General features: G+C 67.3%; 24 protein-coding genes, 1 tRNA gene and 2 rRNA genes (1 of these 27 cut by a window edge). 18 read left to right on the top strand and 9 right to left on the bottom strand.

Going from position 1 to position 24,847, the window contains the following annotated elements:
* Window positions 1-63: 63 nt before the first annotated feature.
* The 3 genes from BSZ36_RS13265 (at window position 64) to BSZ36_RS13270 (ending at window position 2,243) form a co-directional block, all read left to right on the top strand.
* Window positions 64-1,932 (top strand): AMP-dependent synthetase/ligase, encoded by a 1,869-nt coding sequence (locus tag BSZ36_RS13265; protein WP_094549745.1) that lies wholly within the window; start codon window positions 64-66, stop codon window positions 1,930-1,932.
* Between the two features lie 80 nt (window positions 1,933-2,012).
* Window positions 2,013-2,162 carry a hypothetical protein gene (locus BSZ36_RS19510; protein ID WP_179271190.1) on the top strand — a complete coding sequence of 50 codons (150 nt, stop codon included), beginning with the start codon at window positions 2,013-2,015 and terminating at the stop codon, window positions 2,160-2,162.
* Between the two features lie 7 nt (window positions 2,163-2,169).
* Window positions 2,170-2,243, top strand: a tRNA-Pro gene (locus BSZ36_RS13270).
* Window positions 2,244-2,432: 189 nt separating this feature from the next.
* Here BSZ36_RS13270 and rpsU read toward each other — a convergent pair.
* The gene (rpsU, locus tag BSZ36_RS13275; RefSeq protein ID WP_094549747.1) at window positions 2,433-2,630 is read right to left on the bottom strand and encodes a 30S ribosomal protein S21; all 198 of its coding nucleotides are present in this window, start codon (window positions 2,628-2,630) and stop codon (window positions 2,433-2,435) included.
* A gap of 185 nt (window positions 2,631-2,815) precedes the next feature.
* Between rpsU and rdgB the strand changes: the two genes are divergently transcribed.
* From rdgB to BSZ36_RS13295, 4 genes are all read left to right on the top strand, one after another.
* Entirely contained in the window at window positions 2,816-3,400 is a 585-nt protein-coding gene (gene rdgB / locus BSZ36_RS13280) for an RdgB/HAM1 family non-canonical purine NTP pyrophosphatase (protein WP_094549749.1), read from the top strand.
* On the top strand, window positions 3,397-3,855 hold the full coding sequence (gene dtd, locus BSZ36_RS13285; protein WP_094549751.1) for a D-aminoacyl-tRNA deacylase: 459 nt from the start codon (window positions 3,397-3,399) through the stop codon (window positions 3,853-3,855). Before rdgB ends, dtd begins: the two co-directional genes overlap by 4 nt.
* Window positions 3,856-3,932: 77 nt before the next feature.
* The gene (locus BSZ36_RS13290) at window positions 3,933-5,609 is read left to right on the top strand and encodes an amidohydrolase (protein ID WP_094549753.1); all 1,677 of its coding nucleotides are present in this window, start codon (window positions 3,933-3,935) and stop codon (window positions 5,607-5,609) included.
* 12 nt (window positions 5,610-5,621) lie between these two features.
* The gene (locus BSZ36_RS13295; RefSeq protein ID WP_094549755.1) at window positions 5,622-6,176 is read left to right on the top strand and encodes an RNA 2'-phosphotransferase; all 555 of its coding nucleotides are present in this window, start codon (window positions 5,622-5,624) and stop codon (window positions 6,174-6,176) included.
* 183 nt (window positions 6,177-6,359) lie between these two features.
* Here the strand turns inward: BSZ36_RS13295 and BSZ36_RS13300 are convergent, their stop codons facing one another.
* Window positions 6,360-6,638, bottom strand: coding sequence for a hypothetical protein (locus tag BSZ36_RS13300; RefSeq protein ID WP_094549758.1), 279 nt, complete (start codon window positions 6,636-6,638; stop codon window positions 6,360-6,362).
* Window positions 6,639-6,986: 348 nt separating this feature from the next.
* On the opposite strand from BSZ36_RS13300, the gene BSZ36_RS13305 reads away from it, so the two are divergent.
* From BSZ36_RS13305 to BSZ36_RS13335, 7 genes are all read left to right on the top strand, one after another.
* Window positions 6,987-9,116, top strand: coding sequence for a winged helix-turn-helix domain-containing protein (locus tag BSZ36_RS13305; protein ID WP_179271191.1), 2,130 nt, complete (start codon window positions 6,987-6,989; stop codon window positions 9,114-9,116).
* A 221-nt stretch (window positions 9,117-9,337) separates the two neighbouring features.
* Window positions 9,338-10,387 (top strand): GTP 3',8-cyclase MoaA, encoded by a 1,050-nt coding sequence (gene moaA / locus BSZ36_RS13310; RefSeq protein ID WP_094549762.1) that lies wholly within the window; start codon window positions 9,338-9,340, stop codon window positions 10,385-10,387.
* Between the two features lie 127 nt (window positions 10,388-10,514).
* Window positions 10,515-11,024, top strand: a complete 510-nt coding sequence (gene moaC / locus BSZ36_RS13315; RefSeq protein WP_094549764.1) for a cyclic pyranopterin monophosphate synthase MoaC — start codon at window positions 10,515-10,517, stop codon at window positions 11,022-11,024.
* 27 nt (window positions 11,025-11,051) lie between these two features.
* Window positions 11,052-12,023, top strand: coding sequence for a flotillin-like protein FloA (gene floA, locus BSZ36_RS13320; protein ID WP_094549766.1), 972 nt, complete (start codon window positions 11,052-11,054; stop codon window positions 12,021-12,023).
* A 93-nt stretch (window positions 12,024-12,116) separates the two neighbouring features.
* A complete protein-coding gene (locus BSZ36_RS13325) occupies window positions 12,117-13,370 on the top strand; it encodes a hypothetical protein (RefSeq protein WP_094549768.1) in 1,254 nt (417 codons plus the stop codon).
* Window positions 13,363-13,923, top strand: coding sequence for a hypothetical protein (locus BSZ36_RS13330; RefSeq protein ID WP_094549770.1), 561 nt, complete (start codon window positions 13,363-13,365; stop codon window positions 13,921-13,923). Before BSZ36_RS13325 ends, BSZ36_RS13330 begins: the two co-directional genes overlap by 8 nt.
* A gap of 3 nt (window positions 13,924-13,926) precedes the next feature.
* The gene (locus BSZ36_RS13335) at window positions 13,927-15,141 is read left to right on the top strand and encodes an MBL fold metallo-hydrolase (protein WP_218827667.1); all 1,215 of its coding nucleotides are present in this window, start codon (window positions 13,927-13,929) and stop codon (window positions 15,139-15,141) included.
* Between the two features lie 47 nt (window positions 15,142-15,188).
* On the opposite strand, the gene BSZ36_RS13340 is transcribed toward BSZ36_RS13335, so the two are convergent.
* The 3 genes from BSZ36_RS13340 to BSZ36_RS13350 all read right to left on the bottom strand — a co-directional run bounded on the left by BSZ36_RS13340 (window position 15,189) and on the right by BSZ36_RS13350 (window position 17,898).
* Window positions 15,189-15,515, bottom strand: coding sequence for a YbjQ family protein (locus BSZ36_RS13340; RefSeq protein ID WP_094549773.1), 327 nt, complete (start codon window positions 15,513-15,515; stop codon window positions 15,189-15,191).
* A gap of 83 nt (window positions 15,516-15,598) precedes the next feature.
* The gene (gene pepE, locus BSZ36_RS13345; RefSeq protein ID WP_094549775.1) at window positions 15,599-16,300 is read right to left on the bottom strand and encodes a dipeptidase PepE; all 702 of its coding nucleotides are present in this window, start codon (window positions 16,298-16,300) and stop codon (window positions 15,599-15,601) included.
* 113 nt (window positions 16,301-16,413) lie between these two features.
* Window positions 16,414-17,898, bottom strand: coding sequence for a dihydrolipoyl dehydrogenase family protein (locus BSZ36_RS13350; RefSeq protein WP_094549778.1), 1,485 nt, complete (start codon window positions 17,896-17,898; stop codon window positions 16,414-16,416).
* 128 nt (window positions 17,899-18,026) lie between these two features.
* Between BSZ36_RS13350 and BSZ36_RS13355 the strand changes: the two genes are divergently transcribed.
* Window positions 18,027-18,743: an NUDIX hydrolase gene (locus tag BSZ36_RS13355; protein ID WP_094549780.1), complete on the top strand. Its 717-nt coding sequence runs from the start codon at window positions 18,027-18,029 to the stop codon at window positions 18,741-18,743.
* Window positions 18,744-18,895: 152 nt separating this feature from the next.
* The gene (locus tag BSZ36_RS13360; protein ID WP_094549782.1) at window positions 18,896-19,324 is read left to right on the top strand and encodes an FKBP-type peptidyl-prolyl cis-trans isomerase; all 429 of its coding nucleotides are present in this window, start codon (window positions 18,896-18,898) and stop codon (window positions 19,322-19,324) included.
* A gap of 36 nt (window positions 19,325-19,360) precedes the next feature.
* On the opposite strand, the gene BSZ36_RS13365 is transcribed toward BSZ36_RS13360, so the two are convergent.
* Window positions 19,361-20,875: a bifunctional metallophosphatase/5'-nucleotidase gene (locus BSZ36_RS13365; protein ID WP_094549784.1), complete on the bottom strand. Its 1,515-nt coding sequence runs from the start codon at window positions 20,873-20,875 to the stop codon at window positions 19,361-19,363.
* A gap of 108 nt (window positions 20,876-20,983) precedes the next feature.
* Between BSZ36_RS13365 and BSZ36_RS13370 the strand changes: the two genes are divergently transcribed.
* Window positions 20,984-21,262 carry a hypothetical protein gene (locus tag BSZ36_RS13370; protein ID WP_094549786.1) on the top strand — a complete coding sequence of 93 codons (279 nt, stop codon included), beginning with the start codon at window positions 20,984-20,986 and terminating at the stop codon, window positions 21,260-21,262.
* A 133-nt stretch (window positions 21,263-21,395) separates the two neighbouring features.
* On the opposite strand, the gene BSZ36_RS20045 is transcribed toward BSZ36_RS13370, so the two are convergent.
* Window positions 21,396-22,196, bottom strand: coding sequence for a DnaJ C-terminal domain-containing protein (locus tag BSZ36_RS20045; protein ID WP_094549788.1), 801 nt, complete (start codon window positions 22,194-22,196; stop codon window positions 21,396-21,398).
* 77 nt (window positions 22,197-22,273) lie between these two features.
* Here BSZ36_RS20045 and accC point away from each other — a divergent pair, with 77 nt between their 5' ends.
* Window positions 22,274-23,767, top strand: a complete 1,494-nt coding sequence (gene accC, locus BSZ36_RS13380; RefSeq protein ID WP_094549790.1) for an acetyl-CoA carboxylase biotin carboxylase subunit — start codon at window positions 22,274-22,276, stop codon at window positions 23,765-23,767.
* A 66-nt stretch (window positions 23,768-23,833) separates the two neighbouring features.
* Here accC and rrf read toward each other — a convergent pair.
* Window positions 23,834-23,944, bottom strand: a 5S ribosomal RNA gene (gene rrf, locus BSZ36_RS13385).
* A gap of 104 nt (window positions 23,945-24,048) precedes the next feature.
* Window positions 24,049-24,847 (bottom strand): 23S ribosomal RNA (locus BSZ36_RS13390); it runs 2,116 nt beyond the window's last position.

Consider the following 24,847-nt stretch of genomic DNA (forward strand, 5'->3'; position numbering starts at 1 on the left):
GCTCGCCGCTGACCTCTGGCGCCAGAGGCCCTATCATGGCGCCCTCCCTCTGCACCCGGTTTTATGCCTCTCGTCGTCGACTTCGACACGCTTCCCGAGCTGTTCGACAACGTCACCGCGCGCTACGCGGGCTCGGATCACGCCGCTCTCCGCTACAAGGACAAAGCGTCCAAGGAGTGGACCGACATCACGCACGACGCGCTCGCGGAGCAGGTCCGGGCCTTCGCGGGCTTCCTCCACGCCAGAGGCGTCCGCAAGGGGGACCGCGTCGCGTTGCTCTCGGAGAACCGGCCGGAGTGGGCCGTGACCGACCTCGCCGTGCAGTCGCTCGGCGCCGTGACGGTCGCCCTGTACACCACGGTCCCGGCCAGTCAGGTCGCCTACATCCTGGAAGACAGCGGGGCGAAGGTGCTCGTGGTCTCTACCGGCTTGCAGCTCCGCAAGGCCGACAAAGCGCACCAGGAGTCGGCGAGCCTGGAAGTCGTGGTGAGCATGGCGGAGCCGCGCAAGGTGCGCGAGGCGCTGCCTCTGGCGACGTGGGAGACCGCGATGGAGGAAGGCCGTGCCCACCTCGACGCCTCTGGCGAGGAGATCGCCGAGATGGGTCGGAGCGTGACGCCAGAGAACCTGGCCGTCCTCATCTACACCTCGGGCACGACGGGCAACCCGAAGGGCGTGGAGCTCACGCACGAAAACCTCTGCTCCAACGCGAAGGCTGCGCACGGCGCGCTGGACATCTACGAGGACGACATCCACCTCTCGTTTCTCCCGCTCAGCCACGCCTTTGAGCGGACGTGCGGCTACACCGCCATGCTGGGCGGCGGCACGACGATCGCGTACGCCGAGAGCATCGACAGCGTCTCGAAAAACCTCCCCGAGGTGCAGCCGACGATCCTGATCTCGGTCCCGCGCGTGTTTGAAAAGATCTACGCCACCATCCAGAAGTCGGTCAGCGATGGCAGCCTTCTCAAGCGCGGCATCTTCGCGTGGGCCGTCGATACGGGGAAAGCGGTCGCGGATCGCCAGAGGCGGGGGAAATCGCCGGGTGTCCTCCTGGGGCCGCAATACGCGCTCGCGCAAAAGCTGGTGTTCTCCGCCCTGCACCAGAAGCTGGGCGGGCGTGTCCGCTATGCCGTCAGCGGCGGCGCGGCGCTCCCGCGCGAGATCGGGGAATTTTTCGAGGCCGCCGGCCTCTCGCTCGTCGAGGGCTACGGACTGACCGAGACCTCGCCCATCCTAGCGGCCAACCCCGTTGAGGCGCCCATCTACGGAACAGTCGGGCACGTCTTCCCGGGCGTCACCGTCGCCATTCGGGACCTGCAGACGGGCCACATCATCGGGCAGCTTACCGGGACCGAGGGCGACACGCCCGACCTCACGACCGGCGCGGGCGAGATCCTTGCCAAAGGACCCAACGTGATGCGCGGCTACTGGAAGCGTCCAGACGAGACGGCCGAGGTGTTCGACGACGAGGGCTGGTTCAAGACCGGCGACGTGGGCCGCTTCGAAGGCGGCTACCTCCGGATCACGGACCGGATCAAGCACATGATCGTCTCGCGCGGCGGCAAGAACATCTACCCCGGCCCCATTGAGGAGCACTTCGCGACGAACCCGCTCGTGGAGCAGATCCTCGTGATCGGCGAAGGCCGGTCGTACCTCACGGCGCTCGTCGTACCGGCCGAGGAGCCTCTGGCGACGGAGCTCAAGGCGCGCGGCGCCAGCGGCGAGGAGGCCACGCGCGAGATCTACGACGGCATCTTCCGCGAGTACTCCAAAGGCGCTGCCTCGCACGAGAAGATCCGCGACTTCCGCTTCGTAGACGAGGAGTTCTCGGTCGAGAACGAGCTGCTCACGCCGACGATGAAGCCCAAGCGCAAGGCCATCGAGGTGCGCCACGCCGCGCTCGTGGAGGAGATGTACGGCGACGACTGAGACGTCCTCGCAGAACCGGTGTCCTCGCGAGACGCGCAACGGCGCGGCCCCCGTGATCCCAAGCGCTCGGCATTCCGGGATTGCCGCGCTTCGCTCGCGATGACAAACTGGGGGTTCGTGAGGCAGCCTCTGGCGCCAGAGGCCTCTCGCTTCACGTCGTCTCCGGTTGGACGCGCGACGCCAGAGGCCTACTTTGCGGTCCCTTCTCGGAGCGCCTCTGGCGCTCGTGAACACCCTCGGGATGTGGCGCAGCCCGGTAGCGCGCCTCGTTCGGGACGAGGAGGTCGTGGGTTCAAATCCCGCCATCCCGACACGCGCCCCCGTCAGTCTCTGGCGGGGGCGTTTTGTTTGGCCTCTGGCGCCAGAGGCCCACATACGATCTCGTGGCCGGACGCAGGAAAAGCCCGCCCCGGCATCCGGAACGGGCTTGACAGTAGAGCTAACGCCAGGGATGCCGCCGAGACCGAGCCTCTGGCGCGCGCCTGACTATCTACCTGGGCTCAGTAGTAGCGGCGCGATGCGCGCTTGGCCTTCTTGTACGCCTCCTTGCGCTCAACGCGCTTGACGTCGGAGGGCTTGGTGAAGGCGAGGTTGTCGCGGAACTCGCGCAGGACGCGGGCGCGGTTCACGGTGCGCTTGAAACGGCGCAGGGCGCGGTCGATGGACTCCTTGTCGCGAACTTTGATGCCGATGGCCAAACCGATGTACAGTCTAGAGATGGGGACACGAGGTGCGGGGATGCCACGCACGGTCGGACAAAGTAGCCGGTACCGGCCCCTGAACCAACGAACCCAACGCCCATGAACGGTGAAAACGGGCCGAAGGGGCCGGCGTACGCTCAGCGCCAGAGGCCGGTAGTTTCGAGCGCTCCCCTCCCCTCCCCATGCGCCTCGTCCTCGCCACCCGCAACCCCGGCAAAGTCGCCGAACTCGACGCCCGGCTCTCTGGCCTCGGCATCGACCTCGTATCGGCCTCTGGCGTGGAGGGCGCGCCCGAGGTGGACGAGGACCGGGACACGCTACGCGGCAACGCCGAAAAAAAGGCGCGCGCGCTGTTTGAGCACACCGGCGAGGCGTCCCTCGCCGACGATACGGGCCTGGAAGTCGACGCGCTCGGCGGCGCCCCGGGCGTCCACTCCGCGCGGTACGCGGGCCCCGAGGCGGACGACGCAGCCAACCGCCAGAAGCTCCTCGCGTCGCTGAGTGGCCGCACCGACCGCGCCGCGCGCTTCCGAACCGTCCTCGCCTTCGCAGACGAAGCGGGCGTCGAGTTCTTCGACGGCGTGTGCGAGGGCACCATCGCGCCAGAAGCCTCTGGCGATGGCGGCTTCGGCTACGACTCTGTCTTTGTGCCCGCCGATGGGGACGGGCGGACGTTCGCGCAGATGGACGCGGCGGAGAAAAACGGCATCTCGCACCGCGGCCGCGCGCTGGACGCTTTCACGGCCTGGATGGCCGACCGCACATGAGAGCGCTCGTGCAGCGCGTCGCGAACGCGTCGGTCACGGTCAACGGCGAGGAAACCGGCGCGATCGAGGGGGGCCTGCTCGTGCTGCTCGGCGTCCGCACCGGCGACACCGCGCAAGAGGCCGACTGGATCGCGGACAAGATCGCGGCGCTCCGCGTCTTCCCGGACGAGACCGGGCGCATGAACCTCTCCCTCGCCGACACCGGCCGCGATGCGCTCGTCGTGAGCCAGTTCACGCTCTACGGCTCGCTCAAAAAGGGCACGCGCCCCAGCTTTTCGAGCGCCGCCGCGCCCCAAGAGGCCGAGGCGCTGTACGAACGCGTCGTCGCGCGGCTGGCGGACACGCTCGGCCGCCCCGTCCCGACCGGGCGCTTTGGCGCACACATGGACGTTCGGCTCCTCAACGACGGCCCCGTAACGCTGCTGCTGGAGCGCGAGGCCTCTGGCGCGGCCTAACCGAGCGTGCTTCTGGCGCCAGAGGCGTCGCCGTCCGTCTCGTCGTTTCTTTCCTCTCCCCACGCCGACCGATCTCCATGCGCCTCGCCGCCGTTCTCCTCGCGCTTCTCGCCGCCCCCGTTTTTGCGCAGCCTCTGGCGCTGCCAGACCTGCCGCCGTACATCCTGACCAACGCGCGGATCTACACCGTCGATGACGCGAACCCGATGGCCGACGCCATCGCCGTTGACCCGACGGGTGTGATCGCGGCCGTGGGCTCGCGGGAGGACCTCACGGCGATGTACACGTGGCCCGAGGTGGACGCCAAGGGCCACACGGTCATTCCGGGCCTGATCGACGCGCACGCGCACCTGATGAACCTGGGCACGTCGCTGCTGCAGGCGGACCTGGTGGGGACCACGTCCAAAGCCGATGTGATCGCGCGACTGACGGCCTTCGAGGCCGACCTGCCCGAGGGCGCGTGGCTCACCGGCCGCGGCTGGGACCAAAACGACTGGGGGGAGGGCGAGCCCTTCCCCACGCGCGCCGACCTGGACGCGGCGTTCCCGACGCGGCCCGTCTGGCTCGTCCGCATCGACGGACACGCGGGCTGGGCGAACACCGCCGCCCTCCGCGCCTCTGGCGTAGACCCCAACGCCGAGCCGCCCGCCGACCGCGAGGGCGGCGCGACAATCCGCGACGCCAGAGGCCTCCCGACCGGCGTGTACGTGGACGGCGCGATGGACCTCGTGGGCGCGAGCGTGCCCGAAGCCGATGCGGCGTTCTACGAGGAGGCGCTCACGCGCGCGCTGGAGGAAACGGCGCGATTCGGTCTCACGGGCGTTCACGAGGCCGGCATCCCGCTCGCCCTGATCGACATGTACCGGGCCTTCGCCGCAGAGGGCCGCTTCGGCATCCGCAACTACGCGATGGTCTCGCAAGAGGTCTTCCCCGCTTTCTGCGAGCAGTACCCGGACATGATCAACGACGAGCGGCTCGTCGTCCGCTCCGTCAAGGTCTACGCCGACGGCGCACTGGGCAGCCGCGGCGCCGCGCTTCTCGCGGAGTACGCCGACGAGCCCGGCAACACCGGCCTGCTCTTTATGTCGCCAGAGGTGCTCGAATCCGTCGTAGCGGACGCGATGGCCTGTGGCCTCCAGGTCAACACCCACGCGATCGGGGACCGCGCGAACCGCGCCGTCCTAGACGCCTACGAGTCCGCGATGGCCGAGACGGGCGCGGCCTCTGGCGCCGGACGCCACCGCATCGAGCACGCGCAGGTGGTCTCGCTGGACGACATCCAGCGCACGGCTGACCTCGGCGTGATCGCGAGCGTGCAGCCGACGCACGCCACGAGCGACATGCCGTGGGCCGAGACCCGCGTCGGCGCGGACCGCGTGCGCGGCGCTTATGCGTGGCGCCGTCTGATCGACGCCGGCGCGCGCCTTGCGCTCGGCAGCGACTTCCCGGTCGAGCGCGTGAGCCCGCTGCTCGGCTTCCACGCCGCGGTCACGCGCCAGGACGCCGAGGATGCCCCCGCAGGCGGCTGGTACGGCAACCAGGTGCTCTCGCGCGAGGAAGCGTTGCGCGGCTTCACGCTCGACGCCGCCTACGCCGGCTTCATGGAAGACATGGTCGGCAGCCTGGAAGCTGGCAAGCGGGCCGACTTCGTGATCCTCTCGCAGGACCTCATGCGCGTCCCGCCAGAGGCCATCCTCGACACCGAGGTCGTGATGACGGTCCTGGACGGCGCGCCGATCTACGTCGCCGAGTAGCCTCTGGCGCCGATGTCCGACCGCCGCCTCAGCACGTTCCTCTCGCTCGTGCTGCGCCACAAGCCCGAGGCCGCTGGCGTCACGTTGGATTCCAACGGGTGGACGGACATCGGCGACCTCTTGCTGGGCGCCGAGGCCGCTGGCGTGCCGATCTCGCCAGAGGCGTTGCAGCGCGTGGTGGAGACCAACGACAAGCGCCGGTTCGAGATCAGCCCGGACGGCGCGCGGATCCGCGCCCGCCAGGGGCACTCGGTACCGGTCGATCTCGGCCTCGCGCCCGCCGAGCCCCCCGCGACGCTATACCACGGCACGGTCGCGCGGGCGCTTCCTGCCATCCGCCGCGAAGGCCTCCGCCCGATGGAGCGCCACCACGTTCACCTCTCCCCCGACCGAGAGACCGCGGTCCGCGTCGGCAGCCGCCGTGGCGCGCCCGTCATTTTGGAGGTGGATGCCGCCTCGCTCCACGCCCGCGGCGCGGCGTTCTACCTCACGACGAACGGCGTGTGGCTCACGGAGGCCGTCCCGCCAGAGGCCATCCGGTTCGACGCCGCTTCGCCCGCAGCGTAGGTCGCCTCTGGCGCCAGAGGCTCGGCGGGGAGGCACATAAAAGAAGAGCCCACATCCCCCGGGCAAAGGATGTGGGCTCGGCGAGACCGACAAGAAATGCGATCGGCCTCGCGTGGCAGTGGTGGTGGACACAGCCCCGCGGGTCGCTGGTGAGGTGACGCCAGTCGCGCAGCCGGTCTCAGGTCAGTCTGTAGGGCTCATGACAACGCCCCCTGCCGAGGCGTCCGTCGAGAGCGTGGCGCCAGCAGCGCCCGCGGCGTCCTCCGATACCTTCCCCGGTACCACGTAGTGATGGAGGACGCCGCGGGGCTGGTCCGGCGAGCGCACCAGGGTGCGCTCAGGGATCGGGTCGGCGCCAGCGTTGGCAAAGAGCAAGCGGTCCTCGAACGATTGCGCCAGAGGCGCGATGGCGAGCCCGACGACGAGTGCGATGCTCCAGCGGATGAGGAAGTCGCGTGTCATAGTGGGGCGGGGCGCCGTGTCGGTGACCGGAGGCAGGATGCGGACAAAAGGGCCCGAATCAGATGGGGAAGGCGTGTGGCGTGTCTGAGGAATACCTGAGGGAGGCGAAAACAGAGGGAACGGGCGGATTCCGTTCGCCGTGGATAGTGGACACCTGCGGCCCATGCCTCTATCCTCCCCATCCGGGATCGGGCACGACGGCGCGAGGCGCGCACGTTGGCTCGGCCCTGGCTTTCGCGGGACAGCAGCTCCCGCGCCCCGGCATTTATGGAACAGGCGACGCCCCCTCTCACGTCGGCCGCTCCGCTGCCCACCCGCCTCCGCATCGGCGAGTGGGAGGTGGAACCGATGGCCAACCGCTTACGGCGGGGGGACGAGGTGCGCCGCATTGAGCCGAAGGTGATGGAGGTCCTCGTGTGCATGGCCCGCCGCCCCGGCGAGACCGTCACGCGGGACGAGTTCATGGCCGACGTGTGGGAGGGCACCATCGTCACCGACGACGTGCTCGCGCGGTGCATCTCCGAGCTCCGCAAAGCGCTCGGCGACCGCGCCCGCAATCCGTCCTACGTCGAGACGATCCGCAAGCGCGGCTACCGCCTCATCGCCGACGTGGAGGACGCGCCAGAGGCCCGCGCCGACACGCGCATCGCCGCTGGCGCGCGCATCACCGGCGGCCGCGCGGGCGCTCCGGCCTCGGCACGCGAGAGCCGCCGCGCGGACCTCTTGCGGCGGCGCCAGAGGCGGCGGCTGAGCCTCGTTTTGGGCATCCTGCTCGCGCTCACGCTCGTGGGCGCCGGGGCGTTTATCGCCATCCGCGTGTACACCTCGCAGTTCCGGCCTCTGGCGGCCGTGCCCGTGACCAGCCTTCCCGGCGTGGAGCGGGACCCCGCGCTCTCGCCCAACGGCTCGCGCGTGGCGTTTGCGTGGGATGGCGGAGGGGATGAGCCGTTCAACATCTACATCAAGGACGCCTCCGAAGAAGCCGCGGGCTCGATGCAGCAGCTCACGGACAGCCCGGCCGACGATCACAGCCCGGCGTGGAGCCCGGACGGCGAGCGCCTCGCGTTCGCGCGCTGCACCGAAGACGGCTGCGGCGTCTACACCGTCTCGGCCTCTGGCGGGACGCCCGCGCTCCTCAGCGACCTGGAGCGGTTCCAGGTGCGCAACCTCGTGTGGAGTCCGGACGGCTTGCGGCTCGCGTTCGCCGGGCGCCAGGGCGGCTCCGGCGCTTTTGGCGTGCACCTCCTCCCGCTCGATGGGAGCGCACCCCAACGCCTCACCGCCCCGCCCGCGACCTACCCGGGCGACCTCGACCCTGCGTTCAGCCCGGACGGCTTGCGGCTCGCGTTTGTCCGCACGGCTCTGGATGGCCGCCAGGACGTGTGCACGGTTTCCGCCTCGGGCGGGACGGTCTCCCGGCTGGTTCTAGAACAGAAAGGCGTGACCGGCCTGGACTGGAGCGCCGATGGCCGCGAGATCGTTTACGCCGCCAACCGCGACGGTGCGGCGGGCCTCTGGCGCATCGGCGTCAACGGTGGGCGTCCGCGGTGGATCGCGCTCGGCACCGACGGCGGCGAGGTCTCGGAGCCGTCCATCGCCGACAACGGGTCCGGCCTCGCGTTCGCGCGGCGCCTCTCACGCACGCAGATCGTGGGGGTGTACCCCGGCGGCGAGCCCGTCCCCCTACTCTCCTCCACGCGCGAGGACACGCAACCCAACGTGTCCCGTGACGGGAGCAAGATCGCGTTCGTCTCCACGCGCTCCGGCTCGCACGAAGTGTGGGTCTCCGACGCCAGAGGCGAGAATCCGCGCCGCCTCACGCAGTTCAACGGCCCGCGCGTGAGCACGCCACGCTGGAGCCCAGACGGGCAATCCATCGTGCTCGCCGCGCGCCGACAGCAGGGCGACACCAACCTCTTCATCGTCGGCGCCGACGGCGAGGTGCGCACGCTCACGAGCGACCCCGGAGACGAGGTGGCGCCGAGTTGGAGCCGCGACGGCGAGTGGATCTACTTCGCGAGCCAGCGGACCGATACGTGGCAGATCTACCGCATGCCCGCCGCTGGCGGCGACGCGCAAGTAATCACGCGCTACGGCGGCGTGAGCGCGATGGAGGCGTCGGACGGCGCGCTCCTCGTCGTGCGGCACGACCGGAACGGCCTCTGGCGGCTCCCGCCTGGGCCGGACGGCATCGCGCGCGACAACAGCATCACGCGGCTCCGCGCCAACGTCGCGCCCGCAGACTGGGCGAACTGGACCGTAGATGGCGCCTGGGCTTACGTGCTGGAACGCCGAATCGACGGCGGCGCCCTCGTCGTCCGCGTCGAAACGGGCCGGAACGTGCGCGAGGACGTGGCGCAGGTTTCCGACGTGCCGGACCAACCCGGCCTCGCGGTCTTGCCAGGCGGCGAGCGCATCCTGGTCACACAGATCGAGCGCGGCGAGAGCGACATCGCCTTCGTCCCGGACTTTCGATAGCCGCCAGAGGCCTCTGGCGCCGCGCCGGACGGCGGCCACGGGAGGTCGCGAGAACTCCGCCCGCGGACTGCGAACGCGGGCGGCGCGGTTGGCGTAGTCCCCTGCCCCTTCCCCCACCCCATGCAATTCGGATCGACCACCTGGTACGCTGTGCTCCTCCTCGCGGGGATCGCCGTCGGGGTCGCGTTCGCCATCGCGAGAGCTATCTGGCGCGATAAAGGATGAACCCGGCCCTTATCGACCCGCTCGGGCGGCGGCACACGCAACTCCGGCTCTCCCTCACGGAGCGCTGCACGCTGCGCTGTACGTACTGCATGCCCGCCGAGGGGCTGGACTGGACGCCCAACCGGTTGCTCCTCACGACTGATGAACTGGAGCGCGTCGCCGCGCTCTTCGTCGGCATGGGCGTCAACAAGGTGCGGCTGACCGGCGGCGAGCCTCTGGCGCGCAAAGACGCCGTCGAGGTGGCGCGGCGGATCGGCGCGATGGGGGGTGTGCAAGGCCTCGCGATGACCACCAACGGCCTCGCGCTGGAAAAGCACCTGCCCGCACTGGACGAGGCCGGCGTCACCCAGATCACGCTCTCGCTCGACACGCTCCGCGACGACCGCTTCCGCACGCTCACCCGCCGCGACGGCCTGGACCGCGTGCTCGGCGCGATGGAGGCCGCGCTCGCCAGAGGCTACGGCGTCGGCACTGGCCGGCCGCTCAAGATCAACGTCGTCGTCCTGCGCAACGAGGAGGCCTCTGGCGGCAGCGTCGGCAACGACGACGAGGTGCAAGACCTGGCCGCGCTCGCGCTCCGTTATCCCGTGGAGGTGCGCTTTATCGAGTGGATGCCCTTTGCCGGGCTGGGCTGGGAGAAGAGCGCGCTCGTGCCGTGGACCGAGACCCACGCGCGCATAGAGGACGCGCACGGGCCCCTGGCGCCGCGTGAGGACGCGCCGGACTCCACCTCGCGCACGTTCACGTTCGCCAGAGGCGGGCCGGGCCGCGTCGGCTTTATCGCGAGCATGAGCGCGCCGTTCTGCCGCGGCTGCACGCGCCTCCGCGTCACCGCCGATGGCGCCCTCAAAGTGTGTCTCTTCGGCTCCGCCGAGGTCTCCCTCCGCGACGCCATGCGCGAGGGTGCAACCGACGACGACCTCCGCGCGCTCGTTGCCGGTGCGGTCGCGCGCAAAAAGCCCGCCCACGACGGACAGACCATCAGCCTGGACGCGCTCGCCTCTGGCGCGAACGCGAACCGCTCCATGATTGCGATCGGGGGATAGGCGACGCGCGAGACGGTATGCCGGCGTGCCGGTTTTCTTCGGGCGCCAGAGGCGCCATCCTGCGGCATGAGCGCAACCCCGTTCGGCCCTCGCCGGTATCTTTGCCAGCACCTACCACCTCTACACGATGACCGACCTCGACTCTCCACCGCACCACGCCAGCGGCCTCAGCCACCTCGACGAGCAGGGCCGCGCGCGGATGGTGGACATCAGCGCCAAAACGGCGACCTCGCGGACGGCCGTGGCTACAGGCCAGGTGCGGCTCGGCGAGCGCGCCTTTGTCGCCGTGCGGGACCAGCAGATCCAGAAGGGCGACGTGCTGACCGTCGCGCAGATCGCGGGCGTGCTCGGCGCCAAGCAGGCCAGCCGCCTGCTTCCGCTCTGCCACGACGTCCTCCTCCAGAACGTCGAGATCGCGTTCGAGCTCAACGAAGCCGAGTCGGCCATCGACATCCGCGCGATCACGAAGACGGAGGGCGCGACGGGCGTGGAGATGGAGGCCATGACGGCCGTGTCCATCGCCGCGCTGACGGTCTACGACATGTGCAAGTCGGTCTCGAAAGACATCGAGATCGGCAGCATGCGGCTCCTGGCGAAATCTGGCGGCCGTAGCGGCGATTACCGCCGCACGAACTAACACCCCGGGCCACAGGCCCACACGTCCATGTTTGACGCACTCCTCGGTGGCGGCGCGATCGTCGTCATCCTCGCGATCGTCCTCGGCTTCATCCTCCTGGCGTACTTCGTACCGCTCGGGCTCTGGATTTCGGCGCGCACCGCCGGGGTCGACATCAAGATCAGCGAATTGATCGGGATGCGCCTGCGCAAGGTGCCGCCGCCCGCTATCGTGCGCCCGCTCGTGACGGCCCGGAAGGCCGGCATCGACGTGACCGCTAACCAGCTCGAAACGCACTACCTCGCCGAGGGCGACGTGCGCCAGGTGGTCAACGCGCTGATCTCCGCCGACAAGGCGAACATCGACCTCTCGTTCGAGCAGGCGACCGCCATCGACCTCGCGGGCCGCGACGTGTTCGAGGCCGTGCAGGTGAGCGTCAACCCGAAAGTGATCGAGACGCCACCGATCTCCGCGATCGCGAAGGACGGTATCCAGGTCCGCGCCATCGCGCGCGTGACAGTCCGGGCCAACATCGAGCGGCTCGTCGGTGGCGCCGGCGAGGAAACGATCATCGCGCGCGTCGGCGAGGGCATCGTGTCCACGATCGGCTCGTCTGCGACGCACGCACAGGTGCTGGAGAACCCAGACCTGATCTCCAAGACGGTCCTCGCGAAGGGGCTGGACAGCGGGACGGCGTTCGACATCCTCTCTATTGACATCGCGGACGTGGATGTGGGCGAGAACATCGGCGCCAAGCTCCAGACCGACCAGGCCGAGGCCGACCTCCGGGTTGCCCGCGCCAAGGCGGAGGAGCGCCGCGCCGCCGCCGTCGCGGCCGAGCAGGAGCAGCGCGCCAACCTCGTCGCCGCCGAGGCCGAGATCCCGAAGGCGATGGCCGAGGCCTTCCGCCAGGGCAACCTCGGCATCATGGACTACTACCAGATCCGCAACGTGGAAGCCGATACGCGCATGCGCGACTCCATCGGCGGCGGCAGCGACGGTACGGAGAGCCAGGCGTAACGACCGCGCCTCTGGCGGACGCCTCCGCCAGAGGCCGGGCAACTCGCCTCTGGCGTGGCGGTCTCCCCACGTTCCGCTTCTCCCCGACCGCCCATGCTCCGCCTTCTTGCGCTCACCGCCCTCGCGCTCCTGACGCTTCCCGCCAGAGGCCAAACCGACGCCTCTGGCGACGTGCCGCCGCCGTGGGAGCTGAGCCGCGCGCAGGATGGTGACGGCCCGCTCTCGGCGTACGCGCGTCTGCTGGAGACCGAAGCGGCGTGGATAGAATCGGACGAATGGCGCGATGCCTACATCCAAACGCTGGCGCAGCGGGACGCAGCGTTGGGCCGCCACCAAAGCGCCCTCGTGATGTGGGACCGCTCGATGGGACGCCGCCGGGACAGCGTAGCCGTGCTTGACGCAGGCGTCCGCGCTGTGGATGCCGCGGCGTACATCGCTAAAAGTGCGGAGGCGGAACGCGTCGTGATGGTCAACGAAGCGCACCACGACGCGGCCACGCGTCTGCTCACGCTCCGCCTCTTGCCCCTGTTGTACGAGCGCGGCTATCGCTACCTCGCCGCCGAGACGTTCGCGCCCGAGATCGACAGCAGCGTTGCCGCCAGAGGCTATCCGGCTGCGGGGGACGGGTACTATTCCGACGAGCCGGTCTTCGGCGAGATGATCCGCGAGGCCGTCCGGCTGGGCTACACCCTGATCCCGTACGACGACGCCAAGCCGGAGATCGAGAACGACACGCTGGACTACCAGAAGCGCCGCGACCTGACCGAGGCGGAGCACCTGCGCGACCGCATCTTCGCGCGCGATCCTGACGCCAAAGTGCTCGTCCACGCGGGCTTCGGCCACATTGAGGAAGAGGTCGGCCCGCGGTTTTACCCGATGGCGGTGTACTTCCGAGAGCTCACGGGCATCGACCCGCTGACCGTTGATCAGGTGACGATGGCGGCGGCGAGCGAGCCCGCGTTCGACACTCCGCTCCGCCGCGGTGCGGACGAGGCGGGTTTGCTCGGCGATGTCCCCGCGCTTCTGCTCGGTGCCAGCGGTGAGCCTCTGGCGCCGGTCCGCTACAGCGTGGACCTCCAATCCTTCGCGCCCCGCGTAGAACGCCCGGTGCTCGCCCTCCCCGGCCGCCACCTCGCGACAGTCACCGCGCCAGAGGCCTGCGCACGGGTGCTCTGCCTTGTCGAGGTCCGCCTCGCGAGCGAGGGCCCCGACGCCGTCCCGCTGGATCGCCTCGTCGTAGACGCTCCCGGCCCCGTTACGGTCAGCGCCAGAGGCCAGTCCCTCGTGCAGATCCTCGACGGGGAGACCGGCGTAGTGCTGCTCGAACACGCCCTTTCCGATGACTAGTCCTGCGCCTCTGGCGGCCCGCGTGGCCGCCTTCGCCAGCACCGCCGCCCTCTCCACCACGCAAGACCTGATCCGCGCGACGGCTCCGGCACTCGGCCCAGACGCCGACATGAGCGTCGTGGCCGAGGAAACGCTCGTGCTCGTCGCGACGGTCACGGCCCGCGCGGCAGAGGTGGGGCTCCAGTCCGCGCCAGAGGCCCTGCAGGCCGTGGGGCCAGCGCTGGCGGAGGTGCCGTTTCTCTACCACGACTTCCTGCTGGGCGCCGAGATGATCGCGGCCGGCGCCGAGGGCGATGTGGAGCCGGACCAGTCGGTCTACGACCGGCTCGCGCGGAAGGCGGACTTCTATACCGCGCACCTGCCTCCTGGACGGTTTCCGGGGCCGCGTGCGCTGGGCGACAAGTTGCCGCTCTGGATGGGCCGCGTCTCGCCGCCGGGCCTGCCCACCTCACCCGACAAGCGGCTGGGCGATCTCGGCCTGGTGGATGTGTTGGCCGCGCACGCGCGGCTCGTGCTCGCCTTCGCGCAGAAGGCCTCTGGCGCCGACGCCTAGCCTGTGCCGGACTCGACGCCAGAGGCTCCACGCAGCCGGCCCCTCTGGCGCCGCGTGCTCGGGTGGACGCTCCTGGCGCTGATGCTCGCAGCGGTCATCGTGACAGTCGAGGCGTGGCCCTCGCTGGGTGGCGAGATCCGAGGCGCGAGGCTGGAGCGCGTGCAGCGCTCACCGCAGTATGGCGCCGAGGGGTTTGAAAACGTGATCCCTGCCCAAGCCGACGGGTTCTCTCTCGGCACGGCCTGGGACTTCTTCACCGACGCGACGCCCGCGCAGTTTCCCGACGCGCCTCTGGCGACGGTCACGCGAGAGGCCACGGACTTTTCCGCTCCGCGCCAGAGGCTGCGCGTGACGTGGCTGGGGCACTCGACGCTGCTCGTCGAACTGGACTCGGCGCGCATCCTGATCGACCCGGTATGGGGCGAGCGCGTCTCGCCGTCGCGGTGGATCGGCACGCGGCGGTTCGCGCCGCCGCCTCTGGCGCTGGACGCGCTGCCTCCGCTCGATGCCGTCTTGATCTCTCACGATCACTACGACCACCTCGACACGCCGACCGTCCGCGCACTCGCCGGCCGTGTGCCGCGGTGGATCGTACCGCTCGGCATCGGCGCGCACCTGGAAGCATGGGGCATCGCGCCAGAGGCGATCACGGAACTGGACTGGTGGGAAACAGCCGAGGCCTCTGGCGTGACGCTCGTGAGCACGCCCGCGCGGCACTTCTCCGGGCGCTTCGTGAATGACCGCGATGCAACGCTCTGGACCGGCTGGGCCATCCTCGGCGAGTCCGAGCGCGTGTTCTATAGCGGCGACACCGCGCTCACGCCGTCCTTCGCCGAGATTGGCAGACGCTACGGGCCGTTCGACCTCACGCTCATCGAGAGCGGCGCGTACAACGAGGCCTGGGCCGACGTGCACCTCGGGCCGGAGCAGGCCATCGCGGTCCACCGGATGGTGCGCGGGCGCGTGATGATGCCCGTCCACTGGGCCATGTTCGACCTCTCGGTCCACGGCTGGACCGAGCCCGCTGAGCGCGTCCGCGCCGCCGCCGAGCAGCTCGGGATTCCGGTCGCGTTCCCGCGCCCGGGCGAGAGCGTCACGCCAGAGGCCTACCGCACCCAACCGTGGTGGCCGGACCTCCCGTGGAAAACGGCGGCGGAGTCGCCTGCGATCTCCTCGGGTCTGCCCGATAGCGTGCGCGCGCTCGTTCCCGGACCGTAGCGCCAGAGGCCTCTGGCGAGAACCGGACATGCCTCTGGCGCCAGAGGCTACGCTTTGAGGCGCACGGCTGTACCGTAGGCCATCATTTCGGCCATGCCTTGCCCCACCATGCTGGTCGTGAACCGGACGTTGATGACGGCGTCGCCGCCCACATCGATCGCGTCCTGCTTCATGCGGTCCAGCGCTTCGTCGCGCGCGTCGCGCAGCATTTCCGTGTAGCCTCGGATCTCGCCGCCGACGACGCTTTTCAGCCCGGCCATAAGGTCGCGCCCGACGTGTTTGGCGCGAACCGTGTTGCCGTAGACCACGTCGAGGTGGTCGGTGATCGTCTCGCCAGGGATGTGATCGGCGGAGGTAATGGGGATAAGAGGCATCGAGAGGGGGAGCAGTGGAATCAACAGGACGTGCCGCCCCTACGTCCTGCCTGTGCGGAAAGTGACGGCCGCGCCGCCAGAGGCTACACCGCCAGCGCAGCGATTTCCTCCGCGCTGATCTCGCGTCCTTCGGGCGAGGTCGGGTCAAACACGAGCGCGTGCTCGGCGCCGAGGATGTGCATCTCGCCAGAGGCCACACGGAGCGCCGTGCCCTCGGGCAGACCCACGACCGGCATCTCCGGGTTCGCCACAACGAACTCCGCCAGCCTCTGGCGGCGCGTCTCGCCGCGGTGGCCGGGCGGATGCGCGTCGGTAAAGTGGGGATTGATCTGGAACGGGACGAGCCCGAACGCCTCGAATGTTGGCGGCTGCGCAACGGGCATGTCGTTCGTCGTCTTGATGGTGGGGCACGCGAGGTTGGAGCCCGCGCTCCAGCCCACGTACGGCATCCCGTCCTGCACCCTCTGGCGCACGAGTTCAACCAGTCCCACGCGGTACGTCTCTTTCAGGAGTTGGAACGTGTTGCCACCACCGACGAGAACCGCATCGGCCTCCCCTACCAGTCCCGTCGGGTTTGCCGTCTCGTGCACGCTCACGATCTCGATGCCCAAGCCGTCCAGCGCCTCGCGCACCTTTGCGGCGTAATCGTCCCAGGACACGGTGACGCCCGCGTAGGGGATAAACGCCGCGCGTTTCACGCCGTCTAGCGTCTCCCGAAGCCACGGGAGCGCATGCGTGAGGTAGCCCGCGTCGGAGGAAGAGTTGCTGAGCAGGAGGAGGTTCATTGCGGGACTGGGGACTGGGGACTGGGGACTGGAAGCAAGCCGGCCTCTGGCGAATGCGCAAGCCTCTGGCGCCAGAGGCCCGATCTGCTCCCTACTGGCGCTCACTTGCGCGCTTACATCACACGGTCGGGGTCTGGCGGCGGCGGAACGGTCCCACGGTAGCCGAGAACAGTTTGGAGTGCCTTGATCGCGACCGGGAATTGCTTCTGGACGTACCACTGGTCTGCCGCGCGCCGGGCGCCGAGCGCGTAGGTGGGGTAGGCGAAGATGGTGTCCGAGATGGTCTGGAGCGAGGTCCCGGCCTTCATCGCGACGGCAAAGATCTGCATCAGCTCGCCCGCTCGCTCGCCCAGTACGCTCGCGCCGAGGATCTTGCCGCGCCACTCGGTCGCGAAGACCTTGATGCTGCCGATGGTTTTGCCCTCGGTGATGCCGCGGTCCACCTTCGTGTATGGGAAGTCGTAGGTGACGTAGCTCTCGCCGCGCTCCTGTAGTTCCTCCTCGCTCGCCCCGAGGTGCGCCAGCTCGGGGTCGGAAAACGTGGTCCACGGCACGCCGGCCCGGTCGATAGAGGAGGGAATCTTGAGGATAGCGTTGGTCGTCGCCACCTTCGCCATGTGCTCGCTCATGTGGGTGAGCTGGTACTCGCCGGTGCAGTCGCCAGCGGCCCAGATGTGGCCCTGCGAGGTGCGGCAGCGGTCGTCGACGGTGATGCCCTTTTTCGTGTACTCAATGCCGGCGTCGCCGAGGTTGAGCGTCTCGATGTTGGGCTTCCGCCCTGTCGCGATGAGCAGCCGGTCGGCTTCCAGTGTATCGCCACCGCCGAGGTGCAGGCGCACGCCAGAGGCATCGGCCGCCTCTACGCGCTCCACCTTCGCGCCGAAGACGAACCGCACGCCTTCCTCCTCAAGCCTCTGGCGGAGCGTGTCCGCGTGGTCGGGGTCGTCGCGGCCGAGGATGCGGTCCGCGTTGTCCACGATCGTCACCTGAGTGCCCAGCCGGTTGAACGCCTGCCCCATCTCGATGCCGATGGGTCCGGCGCCCACAATCGCGAGGTGCTCGGGCTGCTCAGTGATCTCGAACAGCGTCTCGTTGGTGAGGTAGTCCACCGCGTCCAGTCCTTTGATGGGCGGCGGCGCAGCGCGTCCGCCGGAGCAGATGACGAACATGCGGCTCGTCACGCGGCGCTTGTGGTGGTCGCCGCCAGAGGCCTCTGGCGTGATCTCGATGGTGTGGGGGTTGATGAACCGCGCGTCGCCGTGGACCACCTCAATGCCGAAGCCTTCGTAGATCGCCGGATCGTCCGCGTCCTCGTAGACCTCCTCGCGGAGCGCGTGGACGTGCCGCATGATGTCGCCGAAGCGGACGCTTACCTCGGCGTCCACGCCGAAGGCGGAGGCTTCGCGCGCGTGGTGCGCAAGGTGGGCCGCGTGGAGGAGCGCCTTAGAGGGCACGCAGCCCGTCCACGTGCAGTCGCCGCCGAGGCGGTCGCGCTCGATCATCATCGTCTTGACGCCCGCGTTGGCCGCGATGCCTGCCGCGGTGAGGCCAGCGGAGCCGCCGCCGATAACGATGTAGTCGAAGTCGTACTGAGCCATATCGAGAAGGGGAAGGCCTCTGGCGCCAGAGGCTGAGATCGTGAACGGACGGATATGGGCATGACTACGCGCGAGGTGCGACCTTGGAGCCCTCCTTTCAAACGCCTGTCGCTCGCGACTGACCGCACGTGCTCCTCTACGCCGTCACGTACGACGATCCCCGCAGCCTGACTCCGAAAGGCCTCAGCACCAAGACTGAGCCGTTCTGGATGTACGACCAACTCCCCACCGCCGAGCACGCACGGCGGAGCCACCCCGGCAGGCCCGGTTGGATCCTCGTGCTGGACCGCGACGCGCTCGACCTGGCGACAAGCCCGGACGGCGCCGAGCTCACCATGCCGAGCCCGCCCGTCGTGTGGTCCATCCCGCGAGAGGCCATCCTGAACGTGGACGCCGACGGCGACTACTGGCGGCCGTACCCCGTCGTGGCCGCTGGCGGCTTCGTGGTGCGCCGCTCCCAGAAGGGCAACATCAAGCTGCTCCTCATCAAGCGGCGTGGGAAGTGGGACCTGCCGAAGGGCAAGGAGGACCCCGGCGAGACGCCCGTTCAAGCCGCGCGGCGCGAGGTGTCTGAGGAGGTCGGCGTCAAGAAGAAGTACATCGAGATCCTCCACCCGCTCGGGCACACCATCCACGGGTACATCTGGCATAAGCGCGGCGTCTACGCCGTCAAGACCACGCACTGGTTCTCCATGACGACGGAGGCCCGGGAGTTCATCCCGGAGAAGGGCGAGGGCATCAAGAAGGTGAAGTGGATGAAGTGGGCCAAGGCCGGCCAGAAGCTGGGCTACAAGACGCTCCGCCAGCACCACGCCATCTTGGACCCCGAGGTCCTCGGCGTGTAGCCTCTGGCGCTGCGCGACGCGCGTCGAGACCTCTGGCGCCAGGGGCCCGGCTCTTGTGCCGCCAGAGGCCGCAGACGGGGTGAAGACGGGTGCCCTGGGCACGAGACGGCCCCACCAGGCCGATATCTTCGCGCCCTCCCTCTTGGTCCCCGATGAACCGTCTCTCTCTGCTTCTCCTACTGGCCCTGCCGTTCGCCGGCTGCGACTCCAACGAACCCGTCGTCAACTCGTGCGCGAACGAGTCGCGGGAGATCGTGATGGAGGAACTCGTTACCGGGACGAGCCCCGCGCGCGCAGATGCCAACGACTTGGTGCGCATCAACTACGTCGGCCAGCTCGAAGACGGGACCGTCTTTGACAGCGCGACGAACTACACCGAGCGCGTTTCGGCGTTCGTCGCGGGCTTCAGCGAGGGCGTCACCGGCATGCGGATCGGCAGCAAGCGCCGCCTCACAATCCCGCCCTACCTCGCCTACAGCACGGAGAGAAGGACTCGGACTGTCGACGGCGAGGAGGTCGAGATTATCCCCGCGTGCTCCACGCTCATCTTCGAGGTGGTGCTGCTGGACATCCTGACCTAGGGCGCCGTCCGGCGCGCGGCCTCTGGCGCCAGAGGCTCAGCCATCACCGTAGAGCTTCTTAAGCTCCGCGATAAAGGCCTGCCGGACATCCCCGAACACGCCGGTCTGGGTGATCTCGTCGTTGCCCTCAACGCTGAACCAGTCCAGCCCGGCCTCGCGGCCAGACACGAGGAAGTCGTTCGAGGCGATCGTGTACGTACGCGCGGGGTCGACAGGCTGACCGTTCACCAGCCACGCGCCAGAGGCGCCCGTAATGCCACTGGTTTGGAGGTAGCCGCCTGTTCCGGCGTTGGTTTGTCCCTGGTCTAGCAAGCGCGCCAGAAGCCGTCCGGGCATCTCGACGGTGACCACGTCGCCGCCAAACGGCATCACACGGATGGCGTCGTACTCGGAAAACGGCCCCGGCGTCAGCACGTCGTCGATGCGGACGGAGCCGCCGTTGAAGACCGCAGCCTCCGCACCGGAGACGGCACGGAAGCCGTCGGCGATGGTTGTCCCCAGGAGAGAGGGCCGCGTCCGAATCGTCCCCTCGCGCCCATCTAACGGCTCGCCCAGTTGCACCACGATGCGGTCGGGCTCGAACCCTTGCTCGCGGAAGCCGGCGTACGCGGCGTCCACCCATCGTGCCACCTCGGCGGCAACGGCGGGGTCCTCTGGCGTCCGCTCAGTAATCGGAACCAGCGTGGACTCGACAGTCATCTCGCCAGAGGCCCGGTTCAGACGCACCTCGTGCACGTAGACGGTCCGGGCGTTGGCGTCCGCTTTGAGGATGGGCGTGGCGTCCGTTCCGCGGTAGGCGCGGATGTTCTCATGCTCATGCCCTCCTAGCACGAGGTCTAGCGCGGGAATGCCTGCCGCCGCTCTCACGTCGTCGGCGAAAGAGAGGTGCGTCAGACCGATCAGCACTTCGCTCTTCCCTTCGGTCTCGCGCACATCTGCAGCCAGTTCCTCCATCACGTCCCCGTACTGGACGTAGTCCTTCACGGTCGACGGCAAAACGGTACTGACTACGCCAACGCGGATGTTGTCCGGTCCCACCGTGAGCACGGTGTGTTCGTCCACGCCCTCAAACGACGCGAAGCCTCTGGCGGCCCGAGCGTTTCCAGAGATGACCGTGAACTCGCTTTCGATCATCCTCTGGCGGAACGCGTCCTCGCTCACGTCGAACTCGTGGTTGCCCAGCGCAGCAACGTCCAAGCCCATCGCATTCAAAACTGCGACCATTTGCCGCCCTGCTAGCCTCTCGCCGTCTACACGCGCCGTGCCGAGCGCGGATGGGCTGAGGTAGTCCCCTGCCAGGACCGCTATGGTGTTCGGGTTTTCGGCGCGAAGCTGCCGCAGAAGACCGCCGACCCGCGCGAGCCCTCCCGCTTTCCCGCCCTCTACAGGCGTGATCTCGTACACGTCATTAAGGTGTAGAATCGTAAGACGCACCTCATCGCCAGAGGCGCGCACCGGTGGCACGGCCTCTGGCGCTCCTACCGGCCCACCTGCGGAGCACCCGGCTAGCGCCATCGCGGTGACGAGGAGGAACGGACGGAATCGACGCATATCGGGTGGGCGGGAATGAATGAAGGACGCCAAAGGGCCGAACTCACCGCGCCCTCAAAGCATTCCATACATTACCACTCAACATCCATTCACTAGCACCCTCCTATTTTGGCCCTCTACGAGCTTCAGAACGCAACCCTTGGCGGCATTCCTGGCGAAGGATACGCCTACCCCGTCGACACGTACAAAGGCACTGTCTACCGCGGTGTCTTCTTTGCTGGCAACGACGCAGACCTCGATGGCCTCCCCGGCCGTGACGACGCCACTTTCGAGGGGACGGTATACCTGAAGACCTCAGAGCGGACGGACGAGGTGCCTGTTGATGTCACCAACGTCGTCAACGTCGCGGTGGGCAGCCGCGCAGACTTCGACGTCTTGGACTCCTAATCGACTGTCGACTTCAGGCGCAACGCGTCGACCTTGCGGGTCGACGCGTTTTTTTATGCCGTCGTCCCACTTTTACGAATGCGCGCCAGCACTCCACCGGCGCGCTCGATCTGGAAACGGGCCTCGCCAGAGGCTACTGCAGCCCGAGGCTTCGGACACATGCCGCAAGCGCCTCTCTCTGCTCTTCTGTCAGGGAGCGCGGCACGATCATTCGCACTTCTACGTACAGGTCTCCGCACTGTGTGGCAGTCCGTACTCCCTGCCCACGTAGACGCAACCGTTCCCCCGGCTGCGTTCCAGGCGAGACGCTGATCTTGACGCTTCGGCCGTACGCGTTTGTAATTGCGCGTTGAGTGCCCAACAAGGCTTCAATCACCGTAATGGGCTCCACGATGTGGAGGTCATTCCCCTCGCGTCTAAAACGGGGGCTTGGGGCTACGCGAAAGACCACGTAGAGGTCGCTCCTCTTGCCGCTCTCGGACTCCGGACCTTTCTCCTTGAACCGAACCTTTACGCCGGAGCGGACCCCCTGCGGGACTGGCACCTGTACCGCTGTGCCATCGGTGAGCGTAACGCTCGTGTGCCCTCCTTTAAGCGCTTGCTCAAACATTAGCCGGACTTCGGCTTCGACGTGGCTCCGCGTGTACGCTTTGGAGATTGCGAACGCCGCTCCGAAATGAACAGAAGCGTGCATGTCGCGCCCTGCGTCTCCGAGACCGAAGCGCATACGGTCGTACTCCAATCGAGCGGACGGGTTGGACAGCACCTCATACGCCTCTTGGATCTCCCGAAAGTGCTCCAATCGGTCGTGAGCACCCGCGTTTCGGTCCGGGTGTAGCTCTTGGGCGAGACTCCGGTAGGCCCGCTTAATTTCAGCGTGGCTGGCCGTCTCCGAGACGTCTAGGACGTGGTAATGGTTGGATATCTCTGCCATGCGACTTCGTCCCGCCGTGCCGATCTGGCACGAGTGAGCTCATCCTTTCTACCGGCTCTAAAACCGTACCAACCCTGATGCCCGACGCCCTGTCATTCGACACCCTCCTCATCGCGAACCGAGGCGAGATATGCGTTCGCATCATCCGGACCTGCCGAGAACTCGGTATACGTACCGTGGCCGTTTACTCCGACGCCGACCGAGACGCGCTCCACGTGCAGATGGCTGACGAGGCCGTCCGAATTGGGCCCGCTCCATCCAACGAATCCTATCTGCGCATCGACGCGATCCTAGACGCAGCTCGGGCCACTGGCGCTCAGGCGATCCATCCAGGCTATGGCTTCCTCTCCGAGAACGCCGGGTTCGCTCGCGCTTGTGCAGAAGCCGGAATAATCTTCGTTGGGCCATCGCCAGAGGCCATTGAGCAGATGGGCGACAAGACGTCGGCGCGTGAGCTTATGCGAGCCGCAGGTGTCCCAATGGCTCCGGGCACTCCCGACGCGATCGAGGACGCTGAAGAAGCAGAACGGGTCGCAGGTGACATCGGATACCCTGTGCTCGTTAAAGCGGCAGCAGGCGGAGGCGGCAAGGGAATGCGGGTTGTTCACCGGGCAGAGGACTTCCTCTCCTCTTTCGAGATGGCACGCAGTGAGGCCCAAAGCGCCTTTGGTGATGGAAGGGTGTATCTGGAGAAGTACGTGGTTGGACCGCGTCACATCGAATTTCAGATCCTCGCTGACTCCCATGGCAACGTAGTGCACCTCTTTGAACGTGACTGCTCTATCCAGCGGCGTCACCAGAAGGTGGTGGAGGAGGCACCGAGCTCAGTACTGACTCCTGAACTACGCGAGAGGATGGGCGCTGCAGCGGTAGCAGCGGCTAAAGCGTGCTCCTACGAAGGTGCAGGCACCATCGAGTTCCTCCTGACCTCTGAAATGGAGTTCTACTTCCTTGAGATGAACACCCGTCTTCAGGTGGAGCACCCCATTACAGAGATGATTACCGGGTTGGACCTCGTAGCCGAGCAACTACGAATCGCGTCTGGAGCCACACTGGGGTACAGCCAGAATGATCTCACGATCAACGGACATGCGATCGAATGCAGGATCTACGCAGAAGACGTACCGGGTGGGTTTCTACCAGACCCAGGGCCACTGTTTAGACACCGCTCTCCTGACGGTACGGGAGTACGAGTCGATACCGGAGTCAGCGAAGGAGGCCGCGTGCCGATCTACTACGACCCTATGATTGCAAAGCTGATCGCATGGGGGGAAGACAGAGAGACTGCCCTACGGCGTATGCGTCGCGCGCTTCAGGACTACATGATCGTTGGGGTCTCAACGACCATACCCTTCTGTGCCTCAGTCATAGAGAACCCTCGGTTTCAAACAGGAGAGTACTCGACTGCGTATGTCGACAACGAGTTTGCGATCGACGCAATCGAAGCCACCGATGTTGAGGCGAGAATTGCGGTCCTCGCCGGCTTGCCTTCCGAGGGCTCTGATAAGGCCTTACCCAAGGCACTACGCCTCGAGGAAGATGCACCTTCTCGTTGGTTAAACCGGCGCTGACGTTGCATAGCCGGGGGCGCACACAAAAAGAGCCCCGACTCCAATCAGGAGTCGGGGCTCAAAGGAACTTGGCGACGACCTACTCTCCCACCTAGTGGCAGTACCATCGGCGCTGCGGGGCTTAACGGCTCTGTTCGGAATGGAAAGAGGTGGGTCCCCCGCGCTAGAGTCACCAAGAATCGGGTGACATGCGGATAGCCGTAGCAAAACCGATCAGGGCGACCTAGCAGGTCAACTCTCATCGTATCAAGCAAATGCAATATGTAAATGCAACAACGTGTGGCGTTAAGCCACGTAGGTAATTAGTACGGCTCGGCTTCACATGTTACCACGCTTCAACCTGCCGCCTATCAACGTCCTAGTCTCGAACGACCTACAAGGGAAATCTCATCTTCTGGTGGGCTTCGTGCTTAGATGCTTTCAGCGCTTATCCCTTCCCGACATAGCTACCCAGCGATGCGCCTGGCGGCACAACTGGTACACCAGAGGTCAGTCCGTCCCGGTCCTCTCGTACTAAGGACAGCTCCAGTCAAATTTCCAACGCCCACAGCAGATAGGGACCGAACTGTCTCACGACGTTCTGAACCCAGCTCACGTACCGCTTTAATGGGCGAACAGCCCAACCCTTGGGACCTTCTCCAGCCCCAGGATGCGATGAGCCGACATCGAGGTGCCAAACCTCCCCGTCGATGTGAACTCTTGGGGGAGATAAGCCTGTTATCCCCGGCGTACCTTTTATCCTTTGAGCGACGGCCCTTCCATTCGGGACCGCCGGATCACTAAGGCCTGCTTTCGCACCTGCTCGACCTGTATGTCTCGCAGTTAAGCGTCCTTGTGCCTTTACACTCTACGCACGATTACCGACCGTGCTGAGGACACCTTTGCAAGCCTCCGTTACAATTTAGGAGGCGACCGCCCCAGTCAAACTACCCACCTAACACTGTTCCCCGACCGGATCACGGCCGTGGGTTAGGCACCGACCAAACCAAGGGCGGTATTTCAAGGGTGACTCCATGACGCCTGGCGACGCCACTTCAAAGTCTCCCGCCTATCCTACACATGGTTTGGCAAGTGTCAATG

This window comes from Rubricoccus marinus (assembly GCF_002257665.1).
Lineage (GTDB): Bacteria > Bacteroidota > Rhodothermia > Rhodothermales > Rubricoccaceae > Rubricoccus > Rubricoccus marinus.

Bases quoted from the DNA above. Each gene is read 5' to 3' on its own strand.
- BSZ36_RS13265 (WP_094549745.1), top strand. From the start codon at position 64: ATGCCTCTCGTCGTCGACTTCGACACGCTTCCCGAGCTGTTCGACAAC.
- rdgB (WP_094549749.1), top strand. From the start codon at position 2,816: ATGCGCCTCGTCCTCGCCACCCGCAACCCCGGCAAAGTCGCCGAACTC.
- dtd (WP_094549751.1), top strand. From the start codon at position 3,397: ATGAGAGCGCTCGTGCAGCGCGTCGCGAACGCGTCGGTCACGGTCAAC.
- BSZ36_RS13290 (WP_094549753.1), top strand. From the start codon at position 3,933: ATGCGCCTCGCCGCCGTTCTCCTCGCGCTTCTCGCCGCCCCCGTTTTT.
- BSZ36_RS13295 (WP_094549755.1), top strand. From the start codon at position 5,622: ATGTCCGACCGCCGCCTCAGCACGTTCCTCTCGCTCGTGCTGCGCCAC.
- BSZ36_RS13300 (WP_094549758.1), bottom strand. From the start codon at position 6,638: ATGACACGCGACTTCCTCATCCGCTGGAGCATCGCACTCGTCGTCGGG.
- BSZ36_RS13305 (WP_179271191.1), top strand. From the start codon at position 6,987: ATGGCCAACCGCTTACGGCGGGGGGACGAGGTGCGCCGCATTGAGCCG.
- moaA (WP_094549762.1), top strand. From the start codon at position 9,338: ATGAACCCGGCCCTTATCGACCCGCTCGGGCGGCGGCACACGCAACTC.
- moaC (WP_094549764.1), top strand. From the start codon at position 10,515: ATGACCGACCTCGACTCTCCACCGCACCACGCCAGCGGCCTCAGCCAC.
- floA (WP_094549766.1), top strand. From the start codon at position 11,052: ATGTTTGACGCACTCCTCGGTGGCGGCGCGATCGTCGTCATCCTCGCG.
- BSZ36_RS13325 (WP_094549768.1), top strand. From the start codon at position 12,117: ATGCTCCGCCTTCTTGCGCTCACCGCCCTCGCGCTCCTGACGCTTCCC.
- BSZ36_RS13330 (WP_094549770.1), top strand. From the start codon at position 13,363: ATGACTAGTCCTGCGCCTCTGGCGGCCCGCGTGGCCGCCTTCGCCAGC.
- BSZ36_RS13340 (WP_094549773.1), bottom strand. From the start codon at position 15,515: ATGCCTCTTATCCCCATTACCTCCGCCGATCACATCCCTGGCGAGACG.
- pepE (WP_094549775.1), bottom strand. From the start codon at position 16,300: ATGAACCTCCTCCTGCTCAGCAACTCTTCCTCCGACGCGGGCTACCTC.
- BSZ36_RS13350 (WP_094549778.1), bottom strand. From the start codon at position 17,898: ATGGCTCAGTACGACTTCGACTACATCGTTATCGGCGGCGGCTCCGCT.
- BSZ36_RS13360 (WP_094549782.1), top strand. From the start codon at position 18,896: ATGAACCGTCTCTCTCTGCTTCTCCTACTGGCCCTGCCGTTCGCCGGC.
- BSZ36_RS13365 (WP_094549784.1), bottom strand. From the start codon at position 20,875: ATGCGTCGATTCCGTCCGTTCCTCCTCGTCACCGCGATGGCGCTAGCC.
- BSZ36_RS20045 (WP_094549788.1), bottom strand. From the start codon at position 22,196: ATGGCAGAGATATCCAACCATTACCACGTCCTAGACGTCTCGGAGACG.
- accC (WP_094549790.1), top strand. From the start codon at position 22,274: ATGCCCGACGCCCTGTCATTCGACACCCTCCTCATCGCGAACCGAGGC.